This is a genomic window from Myroides odoratimimus, assembly GCF_004337635.1.
GTDB classification, from domain to species: Bacteria; Bacteroidota; Bacteroidia; order Flavobacteriales; family Flavobacteriaceae; genus Flavobacterium; species Flavobacterium odoratimimum.
This window is the reverse complement of record NZ_CP037427.1, coordinates 744,342-757,715: the sequence shown is the minus strand read 5'-3', so window position 1 is coordinate 757,715 and position 13,374 is coordinate 744,342. Positions and strand designations below refer to the sequence as shown.

Annotated in this window: 14 protein-coding genes and 4 tRNA genes; 15 read left to right on the top strand and 3 right to left on the bottom strand. The window is 36.2% G+C overall.

Annotated elements, in window-relative coordinates:
* Nucleotides 1-12 precede the first annotated feature (12 nt).
* From E0Z07_RS03580 to E0Z07_RS03565, 4 genes are all read left to right on the top strand, one after another.
* Nucleotides 13-85, top strand: a tRNA-Gly gene (locus E0Z07_RS03580).
* 37 nt (nt 86-122) lie between these two features.
* Nucleotides 123-195, top strand: a tRNA-Gly gene (locus tag E0Z07_RS03575).
* A gap of 37 nt (nt 196-232) precedes the next feature.
* Nucleotides 233-305: transfer RNA gene (locus tag E0Z07_RS03570), tRNA-Gly, on the top strand.
* A gap of 37 nt (nt 306-342) precedes the next feature.
* Nucleotides 343-415, top strand: a tRNA-Gly gene (locus tag E0Z07_RS03565).
* 40 nt (nt 416-455) lie between these two features.
* Here E0Z07_RS03565 and pepE read toward each other — a convergent pair.
* Nucleotides 456-1,208 (bottom strand): dipeptidase PepE, encoded by a 753-nt coding sequence (pepE, locus tag E0Z07_RS03560; RefSeq protein WP_058699149.1) that lies wholly within the window; start codon nt 1,206-1,208, stop codon nt 456-458.
* 141 nt (nt 1,209-1,349) lie between these two features.
* On the opposite strand from pepE, the gene E0Z07_RS03555 reads away from it, so the two are divergent.
* From E0Z07_RS03555 to E0Z07_RS03530, 6 genes are all read left to right on the top strand, one after another.
* Nucleotides 1,350-2,006: a hypothetical protein gene (locus E0Z07_RS03555; protein WP_225600461.1), complete on the top strand. Its 657-nt coding sequence runs from the start codon at nt 1,350-1,352 to the stop codon at nt 2,004-2,006.
* Nucleotides 2,007-2,089: 83 nt separating this feature from the next.
* Entirely contained in the window at nt 2,090-2,827 is a 738-nt protein-coding gene (locus E0Z07_RS03550) for a hypothetical protein (protein WP_006262264.1), read from the top strand.
* A gap of 263 nt (nt 2,828-3,090) precedes the next feature.
* Entirely contained in the window at nt 3,091-3,858 is a 768-nt protein-coding gene (locus E0Z07_RS03545) for a hypothetical protein (protein ID WP_131540290.1), read from the top strand.
* A gap of 146 nt (nt 3,859-4,004) precedes the next feature.
* Nucleotides 4,005-4,766, top strand: a complete 762-nt coding sequence (locus E0Z07_RS03540; protein ID WP_225581470.1) for a hypothetical protein — start codon at nt 4,005-4,007, stop codon at nt 4,764-4,766.
* Between the two features lie 87 nt (nt 4,767-4,853).
* Nucleotides 4,854-5,153, top strand: a complete 300-nt coding sequence (locus E0Z07_RS03535) for a Sec-independent protein translocase subunit TatA/TatB (protein ID WP_025125442.1) — start codon at nt 4,854-4,856, stop codon at nt 5,151-5,153.
* Entirely contained in the window at nt 5,153-5,716 is a 564-nt protein-coding gene (locus E0Z07_RS03530) for a phosphatase PAP2 family protein (protein WP_006266793.1), read from the top strand. The genes E0Z07_RS03535 and E0Z07_RS03530 overlap by 1 nt, the downstream gene beginning before the upstream one ends.
* 46 nt (nt 5,717-5,762) lie before the next feature.
* On the opposite strand, the gene E0Z07_RS03525 is transcribed toward E0Z07_RS03530, so the two are convergent.
* Nucleotides 5,763-6,404: an O-methyltransferase gene (locus E0Z07_RS03525; RefSeq protein ID WP_006266794.1), complete on the bottom strand. Its 642-nt coding sequence runs from the start codon at nt 6,402-6,404 to the stop codon at nt 5,763-5,765.
* A 428-nt stretch (nt 6,405-6,832) separates the two neighbouring features.
* Between E0Z07_RS03525 and E0Z07_RS03520 the strand changes: the two genes are divergently transcribed.
* From E0Z07_RS03520 to E0Z07_RS03505, 4 genes are all read left to right on the top strand, one after another.
* Nucleotides 6,833-7,990 carry a serine hydrolase domain-containing protein gene (locus E0Z07_RS03520; protein ID WP_058699146.1) on the top strand — a complete coding sequence of 386 codons (1,158 nt, stop codon included), beginning with the start codon at nt 6,833-6,835 and terminating at the stop codon, nt 7,988-7,990.
* Between the two features lie 3 nt (nt 7,991-7,993).
* Complete coding sequence (locus E0Z07_RS03515) at nt 7,994-8,707, top strand: 3'-5' exonuclease (RefSeq protein WP_131540289.1); 714 nt, start codon at nt 7,994-7,996, stop codon at nt 8,705-8,707.
* 463 nt (nt 8,708-9,170) lie between these two features.
* Nucleotides 9,171-9,620 (top strand): OsmC family protein, encoded by a 450-nt coding sequence (locus E0Z07_RS03510; protein WP_006259709.1) that lies wholly within the window; start codon nt 9,171-9,173, stop codon nt 9,618-9,620.
* A 126-nt stretch (nt 9,621-9,746) separates the two neighbouring features.
* The gene (locus E0Z07_RS03505; protein ID WP_131540288.1) at nt 9,747-11,432 is read left to right on the top strand and encodes an ABC transporter ATP-binding protein; all 1,686 of its coding nucleotides are present in this window, start codon (nt 9,747-9,749) and stop codon (nt 11,430-11,432) included.
* Nucleotides 11,433-11,470: 38 nt separating this feature from the next.
* On the opposite strand, the gene E0Z07_RS03500 is transcribed toward E0Z07_RS03505, so the two are convergent.
* Nucleotides 11,471-12,826, bottom strand: coding sequence for a saccharopine dehydrogenase family protein (locus E0Z07_RS03500; RefSeq protein WP_006259707.1), 1,356 nt, complete (start codon nt 12,824-12,826; stop codon nt 11,471-11,473).
* A gap of 117 nt (nt 12,827-12,943) precedes the next feature.
* Between E0Z07_RS03500 and E0Z07_RS03495 the strand changes: the two genes are divergently transcribed.
* Nucleotides 12,944-13,339: a DUF423 domain-containing protein gene (locus E0Z07_RS03495; RefSeq protein WP_006259706.1), complete on the top strand. Its 396-nt coding sequence runs from the start codon at nt 12,944-12,946 to the stop codon at nt 13,337-13,339.
* Nucleotides 13,340-13,374: the final 35 nt, after the last annotated feature.

Sequence of the window (13,374 nt, the reverse complement as noted above, 5' to 3'; positions counted from 1 at the left end):
ATAACATCATCTGCGGAAGTAGCTCAGTTGGTAGAGCTCCAGCCTTCCAAGCTGGTTGTCGCGAGTTCGAGCCTCGTCTTCCGCTCTACAAACCTGATGTAGGTTTTAAAATAACATCGTCTGCGGAAGTAGCTCAGTTGGTAGAGCTCCAGCCTTCCAAGCTGGTTGTCGCGAGTTCGAGCCTCGTCTTCCGCTCTATAAACCTGATGTAGGTTTTAAAATAGCATCATCTGCGGAAGTAGCTCAGTTGGTAGAGCTCCAGCCTTCCAAGCTGGTTGTCGCGAGTTCGAGCCTCGTCTTCCGCTCTACAAACCTGATGTAGGTTTTAAAATAACATCATCTGCGGAAGTAGCTCAGTTGGTAGAGCTCCAGCCTTCCAAGCTGGTTGTCGCGAGTTCGAGCCTCGTCTTCCGCTCTATAAAAAAAGCCCTAACATTTGTTAGGGCTTTTTTTGTTTAGTTAAGATGGCTTAAGTCTGTATTAGTTTTTACTTCATAAGCTTCTTTATTTTGCTCAAATATTCTAGCGTCTAATTCACCTTTTAGAGTGATTCGGTCACCTTTTACTTCTAACCAACTACCTTCTCTAAGCCCTACTACAGGTTGTGTATTAAAAGCGTGGAACTCATTGATACGTGTTTCTCTAGTTTCTCCCATATGAGTCGAACCTTCGATAGGGTCTAGGTAATGAGGATTTAGATTAAAGGGTACGAAACCAAATGTCTTGAATGAAGGAGGATATACGATAGGCATATCATTAGTCGTTTCCATTGTTAGTCCACAGATATTACTTCCCGCACTACATCCTAGATAAGGAGTTCCGTTGTTTACAACATCTATTACCGCATTCAGTACATTGTTTTTATAGAGTTGTTGTACCAATAAGAAGGTGTTTCCTCCTCCTGTGAAGATTCCCTCTGCTTGTTGTACAGCTTCTACTGGGTTAGTGTACTCATGTATTCCTTTGACATCAATATTGATAGTAGCAAAAGCGGTTCTTACTTTTTCTGTATATTGATCATGCGTGATGCCTCCTGGTCTTGCATAAGGAATAAACAATAGTGTTGATATGTTCTTAAAATGTTCTTTTAATGTCGGTAATAAGTACTCTAGATAAGTTCCATTATATATGGTAGAAGTACTCGCAATAATTAGATTTTTCATGTGGATAAATAATTTTTGTAAAAATAAGTCGTTTAAATAGAACATTTGCCTTTTCACCTGCAAATGTTCACCTAACTATAAAACACTATCATGAACCTAACTCAAAAACTCTTGAGTATAATACTGCTTTTTGTAAGTAGTATTCACCTTGCTCAGGACTCCCCATCCGTTCTTAATGGAAAAATAGTGACTAGAGACGTAAACTTTGAAGGAATAGTGATTCTAAATTCTTCAAAGGACATTTCTGTATTATCTGATGATAAGGGGTACTTCTCTATTCGCAGTCATATTAATGATACGATAAGATTTATCAGTCCTAATCATACAGAGTATCAGTATGTAGTTAACGAATTTGATATCAAGCGCAGTCCTGTACTATTTCCATTAGAACCGTTATACAGCATCAATAGACTTGACGAGATTGTCATCACGAAGATAGATAGTGATGCACTAGGCTTTACAGATAAATATACGAAGAGGTACACACCTGCAGAACGCAAACTCAGAACTGCTAAAACAGGTGGAGGAATGATACCAATAGATCCCTTTGTAAATATGCTGTCAGGGAGAATGAGTATGCTTAAGAAGAACCTTGCTTATGAGAAGACAGACCATAGAGTAGATAAGCTGATAGAAGTGGTTACTAACGAGCGATTAGTTGATTACTATCATATACCTTTAGATTATGTGGAGGGTTTTGCGTATTATGCAGTAGAAAAAACAGAAATAAAAGAGTTACTCAATGTAGGAATGGTTAATGTCAATGAATTAGAAAGAGAGCTTACACCAGTGGTATTTGAATTTCTAGAAATGATTAAGAATAAGAAGGAAGAAGAAATATGATATGTGTACAAGGTCATATTTAGTATAATATAAAGAAGGCTGTCAAGGCAGAGCATTGTCTTCCAATAAATAGAAGTATTGTAATGAATATAATTCAGAAGTTATCGACTTTATTACTCTTATTAACTGGGATAGGTCACTGTTTCGGTCAAGATCAGGGAGGGATGATAAGTGGTAAGCTAGTCACTCGTGGAGGTGATTTAGATGGGACGGTGGTCACTAATATCAATAGAAACAAAACGGCATTAGCGGATAAGAAAGGTTATTTTGATATATATGGAGAACCACAAGATACTATACGATTTAGTAGTGTATACCATATGGAATATACTTATATCATAGCAGAAGCAGATATGAAGGGAGGTGTGCTCTTATTTCCCTTAGAACCCTTGCCTGATTTAAGTACGAGATTAAACGAGATTCTAATCACTAAAGTAGATGCAGGAGGACAAGGATTTACAAATAAATATACGAAGAGATATACTCCTGCAGAACGAAAGCTCAGAACAGCTACTACAGGAATATTAGATCCGCTGGTGAATTTATTATCTGGTAGGACTGCCATGCTTAAGAAGAATCTCGCATATGAGAGGGAGGACTTCAGAGTAAGTAAGTTGTTAAACACGATAGACGAAGAAAGGTTAGTAGAGTATTATAAGATACCTCCTGATTATGTAGAGAGCTTTGCATACTATGCTGTGTCTAGAGAAGAGATAAGAGATATCGTGAATGCTACGATAATTGATACTAAATTCTTAGAAAGAATGATAGCTCCAGTTGTATTAGATTTTCTAGAAATGGTCAAAACGAAGACAAAATAATCTATTATAGCTTACTTATACTTCTTCCTATTCTTGTAGTATTTGCTTGTTCTAGAAGAATAGAGGAGGTGTAACTTCTCTTCTTTTGATCACCTTTGAGTTATTAGAGACTTAAGTAGCGTGGGGTGGCATTGAGGTAATAGAGATAGATGGGGGCTGGTTAGATGAAAGTTTTATTGAATACTTATTTTGAGTTTTAGGAATGTGAGTAGAGCAGATCAATGCTTTGCTTGCTTAGAAGTGAACACTTTATAAACTAGTATATGAAGAATGTAAAATACATTGCCATTATAGTAACTCTTCTTTTGGGAGAACTTGTATTAGCTCAAGAAGGATTAAAGACATTAAATGGAAAAATTCTTTTTAGAGATGGCGATAGAGATGAAGTGTTGGTTCTTAATACTTCTAAAGGAACTTCTGTATTTTCAGATGATAAGGGATACTTCAGTCTGCAGGGGGAAGCGAATGATACTTTGAGATTCGTTAGTTTATCATACCTATTACATGTGTATATGATTACTGAAGTAGATTTAAACAGAGACCTTGTTCTGTTTTCTTTAGAAAGAAATACTACAGGAGAGGTATTGGACGAAATAGTTGTTACGAAAAAGAATAAGTCTCCATATCCTAAATATACATATAAGTCTAAAGGACCTAGTCCTATGGAACGACAGCTAGCTTATGCTACTTCTGGTCTTATCGCACCTTTAATCAATATGCTCAACGGTAGAACTAAGATGCTTAAGAAAGCGCTGGTCTATGAGCGTGCCGGGTTTAGAGCAGATAAATTTTTAGACTACGTAAGTGATGAGCTATTGGTTGATAAATATAAGATACCTTATGACTACGTAGAGAGTTTTGCTCTTTATGCAGTGAACGATGAGAAGGTAAAAGAAGCACTAGAGGTAACACCTGTAGATACGACTTATCTAGAGACAGTGATTGCTCCTGTAGCAGTCGATTTCTTAGAAGTGATTAAGGACAGGCCTTTTAAAGAATTAGAACAACAAGTACCAGGGCAGAGCGATTAAATAAGTGATTTATCTAGTTATAGGTCATTATTTAAACAGGATCAGTTATAGTGTTTATAAGCACATTGTTTTATTTAACATAAGTTTGCGAGGGTAAAATTTGTGTATCCTATAGAATGGAATATTTTTACAATTATAATTAAGGAATGATGAGAATATTTGTAGCCTTTCTATTAATATTGAACTTTTCTGTTGTTTTCGCGCAAGAAAGAAAGATGATAGATGGTAAGATTGTATCTAGAACGAAGAGATTAGATGGGGTATATGTAGCGAATATTAATACTGGAGAGTCTACGATGACTGCTCCTGGAGGATATTTTAAACTGAAGGCACAGGAGAATGATACGATTATGTTTTCAGGACCTGTTTTTCTAGGATATAGACATCAGTTAGATGATATAGATTTAAAGAGAGATATTATTTTAATACCACTAGAGCCTAACTCACTCTATTATGAATTAGACGAAATAGTGATCACGAAGATCACTTCAGAATCTCTAGGGCTAATCCCTAAAGGGACTAAGATACGTACACCAGCTGAGCGTAAGTTATATACCGCTACTACAGGAAGTGGACTGATTTCTGTAGATGCGATAGTGAATATGATTTCAGGACGTACTAAGATGCTGAAGAAGGCATTAGCTTATGAAAGACAAGAAGGACGAAAAGATAAGTTCTTAATGTATATTAGCCCAGAAAAGCTGACTAAAGATTACAGCATTCCTAAAGATTATGTTTACGGGTTTGCCTATTATGTGGCTACAGATGAACTAATGGCTTCTATTCTGAACACGAATATAGTAGATGAAAAGAAAGTCGCTAGTAGGGCTGGAGAACTTGCCTTAGAGTTTATCGAACTGATCCATGAGAAGTTAGATCTAGAAGTGAAGCAGACTAAGATAGAATAGTTTAACAAATGGTTTTAGATAAAATCTATGTGAGAATTTAATAAACTTCGTAGATTTGTAACCTTATAAATAGAAAAACGAATATTTATGTTTGGAATCGGAGGGGGTGAATTATTTTTCATCATTATTATAATTTTAATGTTGTTTGGTTCTGATAAGGTTCCAGAGATGGCACGTACCTTTGGTAAGTTTATGGCTCAGTTAAAGAATGCAACAAACGATATCAAACACGAAATCAATAAAAGCGCAGAAGAGTCTGGTATTAAAAAAGATATAACAGAGACCTTCGATATAGATATTAATCCTATGAAGGATATTCAGAATGAAGTAGAGAAGCAGAAAGAGGACATTGAGAATATTACAGGGCCAATAAAAAGACAACTTTAATGTTAGAAACAATTGTGCAGTGGGATAAGGAACTAATGCTGTTCTTAAACAACTTAGGTACTCCTACATTTGACCCATTTTGGTTATTTATCACGAAGCAGTTTAACTGGCTTCCGTTTTATCTCTTATTACTTTACCTAGTATATAAGAAAGTATCCCTAAAGACACTGGGTATTATCCTGTTGTTCATAGCAGGGCTTATCGCCTTTACAGATCAGTCTACTAATCTAGTCAAAAGTACAGTAGGTCGCCCTAGACCGTGTAGTACAGAAGATATTAAAGCGATGCTTAGAGTAGTGAAGTGCAGTAGCTCACTGAGTTTCTTCTCAGGACATGCCTCTAACTCTACTGCGACGATGCTGTTCTTATTCTTAATATTGAGAAGATATTATAAGTACGCGTTTTTAGTATTTATATTCCCACTCGTATTTGCATATAGTAGAATCTATTTGTCATTGCATTTCCCTACAGACATTTTCGTAGGAATGTGTGCAGGACTTATCTCAGGAACATTATTCTACCAAGGATTTAAATGGGTAGAGAAGAAATATAAGTTAGTCTAACTAACATTAAAAAAAGGCTTAGAATCTAGATTCTAAGCCTTTTTTGTTATCGTACTCTTGATACTGTAAGTCCATCTCTTATCGGTAATAGTATCGTCTCTACACGAGGATCATCTTTCAGTAATTTGTTATACTGATCGATCTCTAGGGTAGCTCTATCATTCCATTTGATATCTTCTACTACCTTACCTGACCATAGAACATTGTCAGATAGGATGATTCCTCCCTTATTCATCTTCTCGATGATGAGGTGAAAGTAGTTTGTGTAATTCTTTTTATCTGCATCTAGGAACACTAGGTCAAACTTCTTATCTAACGTAGGAATGATGTTTAATGCACTACCTAAGTGTTGGGTGATCTGATGTCCATAGTCAGACATATCGAAGTATTTTCGTTGAAAGTCTACTAACTCTTCATTTACATCTATCGTATCGATAGTACCATCAGCTCTCAGTCCTTCTGCTAGTGATAGTGTAGCATATCCAGTGAATGTACCTACCTCTAATATGTGCTGAGGGTTAACTAGCTTAGAGATCATACTCAAAAAACGACCTTGGAAGTGACCACTCAGCATTCTAGGCTGTAGTACTTTTTGGTACGTTTCTTTATCTAGTTTGGCTAATAACTCAGGCTCATTTTCTGAGTGTCTTGCCGCGTAATCCTCTAACTCTGGTGATATAAAATGCATAATCGAAATTCAAGTAATAATTAAAGGCACAAATATAATCCTAGATTGAACGTTGACCAAATACTCCTGTAGTTTTATGATTATTAGTCTATTTAGAGTTTGCTTAGACTGTAAATAGCGATATATACTGTATAGATGGTTCGGGTAGAGAATTAGTACAGTTCGCAAAAACACCTCTTAACCCTTGTGTTTACTAGGTATTTCCGAACACTATCCGAACAGAATTTACATTAATAAATAGGAAGTGTTGATATAGAGTGGATTGTGTTGTTTGTAGAACTCCATAATAGGTCAAAAAGGTAATTAATAGCCAAATACTCCAAATAGAGTCATCGTGATGTAATCATATTAAAAGGTGTTATTAAAAATAACCGTTAAAGAAGTGATTTATTTTTCTAAATTTATAGGAACCAATTATTTAAACTATTATGAAGGTATTAAAGAAAGTTCTGAAGTGGCTAGTGATTTTGATAGCACTGGTAGTAGCACTGATGTATATATTTAAAGTGGATTATCTCTTTACGGCGGTGCGTACCATATACTTTAATGGATATAAGACAGCGTTCTTAGATGATTATAAATATTTTCCGACTAGGGAGATTAAGAATGATGTAGGACAGCCATGGGCATTCACGAAGGATTATAATACTATAAAAGCGAGTGATAACTTAGAGAATACCCATAAAGAACTAGAGTCTATAGCTTATTTAGTCATCAAGAATGATAGTATCTTCTACGAGGCTTATTATGACGGGTATGGAAAGGACTCTTATACCAACTCCTTCTCGATGGCTAAGAGTATCGTATCTGCTGCCTTAGGTAAGGCATTACAGAGAGGTGAGATCAAGAGCTTAGATCAGAAGGTAATAGAATTTTTACCAGAGCTAAAAGGGAAGTATAAAGATGAAGTAACGGTAGGAGATCTATCTTCTATGGCATCAGGATTAGATTGGGATGAGGCATATTACAGTCCGTTCTCAGTGGTGACGAGAGCTTATTTTGATAAAGATCTGAGAAATGTAATGCTAGGCTTAGAGATAAAGGATAAGCCTGGACAAGAGTTTATTTATAAAAGTGGAGATACAGAGCTATTGACGATGGTACTAGAGAAAGCTACTGGTAAATATATGACTGATTATATATCAGAATATTTCTGGAAGCCTATGGGAGCAGAGAATCCAGCGTTATGGCAGCTAGACCATGAAGGGGATGGGGTAGAGAAGTCATACTGTTGTTTTACGAGTAATGCGCGTGATTTTGCTAGGTTTGGTAAGTTGTATAAAGACGAGGGGCTGTGGAACGGTGATAAGATATTAGATAGCGCATTTATTAGAAAGTCAATTACCCCACGTTTTAAAGATGCGCCTGAGTATGGCTATGGTTGGTGGTTAGTGAATCACAAGGGACAAGATTTCTTCTATATGCGAGGTCATTTGGGACAGTTCGTGATTGTGTCTCCTAAGGATAATGTGATCATTGTGCGTCTAGGACACTTAAAGGGATTACAGACAGAGGAAGATCCTCATAGTAACGATCTGTACACTTATATCGATGAGGCTTATAATATGTTGAACCAAAGGAAGTAAGATATGCTTAGAAATGTGATGCTAGATAGCCTACTCTTTTTTGATATTGAGACAGTGCCTGAAGTGCCTGCTTTTAATGATCTAGATGAGGAGATGCAAGATCTGTTTGATATCAAAACGGCTTATCAGAGAAGGGATGGGCAGACTGCGGCGGAGTTTTATGAACGTGCAGGGATTTGGGCAGAGTTTGGTAAGGTGGTATGTATCTCAGTGGGATATTTCACCTATAAGAATGGAGATAGACAGTTTAGGGTCAAATCCTTTGCAGGAGAGGAACGCCGTCTGTTACAAGAATTTTCTAATTTAATAGACGAATATTTTAATGATCCTACTCGCGTTCTATGTGGGCATAATATTAAGGAATTTGATATTCCCTTTGTCGTGAGGCGGATGTTGATAAATGAGGTAAAAATCCCCAACAAACTGTGTATTATTGGGAAAAAACCGTGGGAGGTGAATCATCTAGATACCATGGAAATGTGGAAGATAGGAGATTATAAACACTTTACATCTTTAAGGCTTTTGACTAGAATATTAGGTATACTCTCTCCTAAAGACGATATAGACGGGAGTGAGGTGGCTAAGGTGTATTATGAAGATAAAGATATTGACAGAATTATCGTGTATTGTGAGAAAGATGTGGTAGCAGTGGCACAGGTTTTGCTGAGGTTTAAGCGTGAGGAACTATTAAGTCAAAGCGAGATATTTTCTGTTTAAGTTAAAGAAATATTAAAAAACATTGGTTAGTGCTTGTTGTTAAAATAATTTTTTTCTAATTTTGACTTCAAATAAGGAAATAGTAATGCAGAAAATTTATTCAAATATGGTTTATTCAACAAAATGTGTATTCTCTAAGAAGAATGCATCGTTTATGGTATAGAGCTGTCTTTGGATACGTAAAAAGATATTTAATAAGCCTCTGTACCTCACAGGGGCTTATTTTTTTTTAAGAAAGAAACATATAAAAATAAAGTAATGAATTTAGTCTATAATCTATTAACGTCAACATCATATAAGGGAATTTGTTTTCCTAAGCATTCGATGTATACATACGTAGCCAAGAGAGATAGCTTGTTTTGATCATACTATTTTTATAGTTAAGAATAAATAAGAAGGTCCTTTTGGCAGATAGCTGAAGGGACCTTTTTGTATAGTGTCAATTTTATAAATAATTAAAAGAATGGAAAGTAAAGTTTTAAAAGTGTTGGGCTTCTCAGTAAGGGAACAACAATTCGCTGTAAAAACAGCCAACTACTCTTTCACAGTGAAAGATGGAAGAGAATTAGTAAGAGACGTGAATGCGAACTCTGCAGAGTTATTATTAGCTAAGCTAGCAGGTAGTATCCACGCAGTGGGGAAATTAATCGGTAATACATTGGGGTTAGATCTAAAATCTATTCAGATAGAAGTATCTGGTGTGATAAAAGGGGAGGGCTTCGAGAAGGATAGCTTAGACCACTTCAACAGAGTAGATGTAATCGTAAAGCCTACTTCTGAGGCATCTATAGTGTTGCTAAAAGAATGGCTAGATGCTGTGAAATCAGCTTGCCCAATGTTTGCAAATTTTAAAGAAAAAACTCCTACTATCGTTACGTTAGTCAAGGAATATGACCAAGTAAAAGTAGCGTAGTATGTCCGTATATTCTGTAAAAATTGTGGTATAGTATAGATGTTTAATTAGTTTATTAGATAGCTTATACTATATCACAATTATTATATATTTTTGTTATTCTAGTGATCGTACTGAATATAAAAAATGAAAGAAAATATACCTATATTATCTGTAAAGGATTTACAAATCGATTTTCTGAAAGAGAAATCTTGGAATACTATTATCAAAAGTAGCTCTTTTGATATCTATGCTAACGAGATTCTTGGTGTAGTAGGAGAGTCGGGTTCTGGTAAGTCAGTTACATCACTTGCATTAATGGGGCTATTGCCTCGAGAAATATCTCGTATTAGCTCGGGTAATATCGTGTTTGAAGGAAATGATATTACGCATAATACAGATAGTGAGTTCCGACTGTTGCGTGGAGCTCAGATATCAATGATATTTCAGGAGCCGATGAGTGCTCTAAACCCTTCTATTACTTGTGGCGAACAGGTGGCTGAGATACTTCGAGAGCATACTTCGCTCAGGGGGAAGGCTTTAAGAGAAGAGGTGTTACGCCTTTTCGATAGAGTTAAATTGCCTAATCCTAATCAAGTTTATACTAAATACCCTCACCAAATCTCTGGTGGACAAAAGCAAAGAGTCATGATCGCCATGGCTGTAGCGTGTAAGCCTAAGCTACTGATAGCGGATGAGCCTACGACAGCATTAGATGTGACTGTGCAAAACGAAATCATTAATCTACTGAAAGACCTACAACGCGATAATAAGATGAGTATCTTATTTATCTCTCATGACTTGAATCTAGTGTCGTCTATCAGCGACCGTATTCTAGTGATGTATAAAGGGGATATCGTAGAACAAGGAAAGTCAACAGAAGTGTTTAACAATCCACAAGATATGTATACTAAAGCCTTAGTAGCGTCTAGACCTTCTCTTACAGAGCGATTAAAAAGACTGTCAACGATAGGAGACTTTCTGAATAATAAGGTGGTGAGAGATGTGGTGACTACTGAGGATAGAAAAGATAGATTAGAAAAGTTATATAGTAATGCTCCGTTGCTAGAGATTAGGAATGTGTTCAAGGATTATATCATTAACGGAGGATTGTTTAAAAAAGGGGTATTCCACGCGCTACAAGATATTAGTTTTAATGTATATGAAGGTGAGACACTAGGCCTAGTAGGAGAGAGTGGGTGTGGTAAGTCTACATTAGGCAATGTCATCCTACAACTCGATAGAGCTACTAAAGGGCAGATATTCTATAAAGGTCAAGACATCACGAAGCTTTCTTCTAAGGCGTTTAGGGTGTTTAGAAAAGATATACAGATTATATTCCAAGATCCGTATTCGTCTTTAAACCCTCGTCTGACTGTAGGAGAAGCTATTCTAGAACCTATGAAAGTACATAAGATAGGAAGTAGTGATGCGGATAGAAAGGAGAGAGTGATAGAAATACTATACCGAGTAGGGTTAGATGAGTCTGTATTTAGCCGTTATCCACATGAGTTCTCTGGAGGACAGAGACAGCGTATCGGTATCGCTAGGACGATAGCGGTACAACCTAAACTGATCATCTGTGATGAGTCTGTGTCTGCACTAGATATATCTGTACAAGCTCAGGTGCTGAATCTACTAAACGATTTGAAGGATAAGTATAACTTTACCTATATATTTATATCTCATGATCTGTCTGTAGTGAAGTATATGTCTGATCAGGTGATGGTGATGAATAAAGGTAAGATAGAGGAAATAGGCGAGGCAGATGAGTTGTATGCTCACCCTAAGACTGAGTACACAAAGGGATTGATTAGTTCTATTCCGAATTAAGATAGTGAAAAAAAGCTCCAGTATCGGAGCTTTTTTAGTTAGTTATATCCTGAATAAGGAACTTCTTCTTCTATAAAGTGAATGCCATTCTCTTCTAATTCTTTGAGAATAGGAGTATATACTTCCTCTTCTATTGGCATCTGTACACCTGGTGTAGTGATGATTCCTTTTAATATTTTTAGCGTAGCGATAGCTACAGGAAGACCTACTGTCTTAGCCATAGCAGTGTAGATCTGATTATCTCCTATACAGACCATACGTGAGTCTATCTGGTGATTCTGTCCATGTAGTTCGTATCCTATCTTGTGATACATCACGATCATGTCTTTATCTTCTGGGCTTAATGACCAAGAATCACTTAAGATCTTTTCTAAGATTTGTGCAGGAGTCGCTTTCTTTAATCCTATTTTTTTAGTTGGGTTGAATAAGTCTAGCTCTAGTAGCTTGTCCCATATAATGTCATCTTGGTCAATACCTAGTGCTAATCTTAGTTTGGTCTCTACAGTATCTGTAGGGTGGTAGGGCAAGTAGGAGTTGATAAACTCTCTATAGGTCATCTCTTCAGAATTATCTATAGTATAGCTATCATCTGTTATTCCTAATTCTACAAAAAGATTCCAGGCTCTAGAGTATCCTACTCTTCTGATCGTACCTCTAAAGATGGTTTTAGCATCACGAAGTCCATAGACATCTTTGTATTTTAGAGAATCTCTATTGGCGTAAGCTTCGAACTTTCCATATCCTTCTACATCTAAAAACTCAGTACGTCTAAATACTTTGTTGTAAGGGATGTATTTATATTGGCCTTCTTGTAAGAATTTAGCTGCACCACCTTGTCCAGCTAATACTACATTGCGAGGGTTCCAAGTGAATTTGTAATTCCATAGATTGTTGTCAGATTCTGGAGCGATTAGTCCACCACAGAAAGATTCAAAAGAGATGACTTTCCCTCCTTTTCTTTCGATATCATGTATAATTTTCATCGCACTCATGTGGTCTATCCCTGGATCTAAGCCTATTTCGTTCATGAAGATGAGGTTGTTTTTAGTTACTTCCTCATTGAGTTCTTGCATAGCAGGGCTGATGTAAGATGCCGTAACCATGTGTTTTTTATACTTCACACAGTCTTTAGCTAGTTCTAAGTGATGTATGGCAGGTAACATAGAAACTACAATGTCTGCTTTCTGTACTAAGGTTTGTCTTTCTGTTTCGTTGAATAGGTCAAATGCGATCGCCGTAGCATTAGGATGATTCATCGCTTTTTGCTTCGCGGATTCTAGAGATAAATCTCCTATAGTAAGGTGTAAGTTCTCTGAGTCTGATTTGTCCAAGAGATACTTGATTAATGAAGAGCTGGATCTGCCTGCTCCTACTATTAAAATTTCTTTTGTCATAATATTCTAGTTGGTTTTTCAAGATACAAAAATTAGTAGTTCAATAAATAGATTAAATTCTACAAAATTTTTAATGTGCTATTTGTCTGATAAGTTGTATATTTGAAAGAAAAATAAATGGGACGAAAAGTTATATTTATAGCTGCTATAATCGGCGCAATTGGTATTATGCTAGGGGCTTTTGGAGCTCATGGTCTAAAGAAAGTTGTAACAGAGGCTCAAGTAGCTACTTTTGAAATTGGCGTTCGTTATCAAATGTACCACGCACTTTTTTTACTTTTTATAGGTATATGCGGAATATTTTCAGACAAGGCTAAAAAAATAGTTATGTATCTGGTTTTGTTTGGAATATTGTTTTTCTGCGGTTCTATATACCTTCTTACCTTTAAAGATATGATAACCATAGACTTAAGAGTTGTTGGTCCAATTACTCCTGTAGGAGGAGTATTGTTCATTGTTGCATGGCTATATGCTGGAATTCAGGCGTATAAAAGTAAAAACATGATTAAATAATTCTTTTGTATATTTATATTTTAAATTTATTTCTA

Coding starts and splice junctions, on each gene's coding strand:
- pepE (WP_058699149.1), bottom strand. CDS start 1,208: ATGTTCTATTTAAACGACTTATTTTTACAAAAATTATTTATCCACATG.
- E0Z07_RS03550 (WP_006262264.1), top strand. CDS start 2,090: ATGAATATAATTCAGAAGTTATCGACTTTATTACTCTTATTAACTGGG.
- E0Z07_RS03545 (WP_131540290.1), top strand. CDS start 3,091: ATGAAGAATGTAAAATACATTGCCATTATAGTAACTCTTCTTTTGGGA.
- E0Z07_RS03540 (WP_225581470.1), top strand. CDS start 4,005: ATGATGAGAATATTTGTAGCCTTTCTATTAATATTGAACTTTTCTGTT.
- E0Z07_RS03535 (WP_025125442.1), top strand. CDS start 4,854: ATGTTTGGAATCGGAGGGGGTGAATTATTTTTCATCATTATTATAATT.
- E0Z07_RS03530 (WP_006266793.1), top strand. CDS start 5,153: ATGTTAGAAACAATTGTGCAGTGGGATAAGGAACTAATGCTGTTCTTA.
- E0Z07_RS03525 (WP_006266794.1), bottom strand. CDS start 6,404: ATGCATTTTATATCACCAGAGTTAGAGGATTACGCGGCAAGACACTCA.
- E0Z07_RS03520 (WP_058699146.1), top strand. CDS start 6,833: ATGAAGGTATTAAAGAAAGTTCTGAAGTGGCTAGTGATTTTGATAGCA.
- E0Z07_RS03515 (WP_131540289.1), top strand. CDS start 7,994: ATGCTTAGAAATGTGATGCTAGATAGCCTACTCTTTTTTGATATTGAG.
- E0Z07_RS03510 (WP_006259709.1), top strand. CDS start 9,171: ATGGAAAGTAAAGTTTTAAAAGTGTTGGGCTTCTCAGTAAGGGAACAA.
- E0Z07_RS03505 (WP_131540288.1), top strand. CDS start 9,747: ATGAAAGAAAATATACCTATATTATCTGTAAAGGATTTACAAATCGAT.
- E0Z07_RS03500 (WP_006259707.1), bottom strand. CDS start 12,826: ATGACAAAAGAAATTTTAATAGTAGGAGCAGGCAGATCCAGCTCTTCA.
- E0Z07_RS03495 (WP_006259706.1), top strand. CDS start 12,944: ATGGGACGAAAAGTTATATTTATAGCTGCTATAATCGGCGCAATTGGT.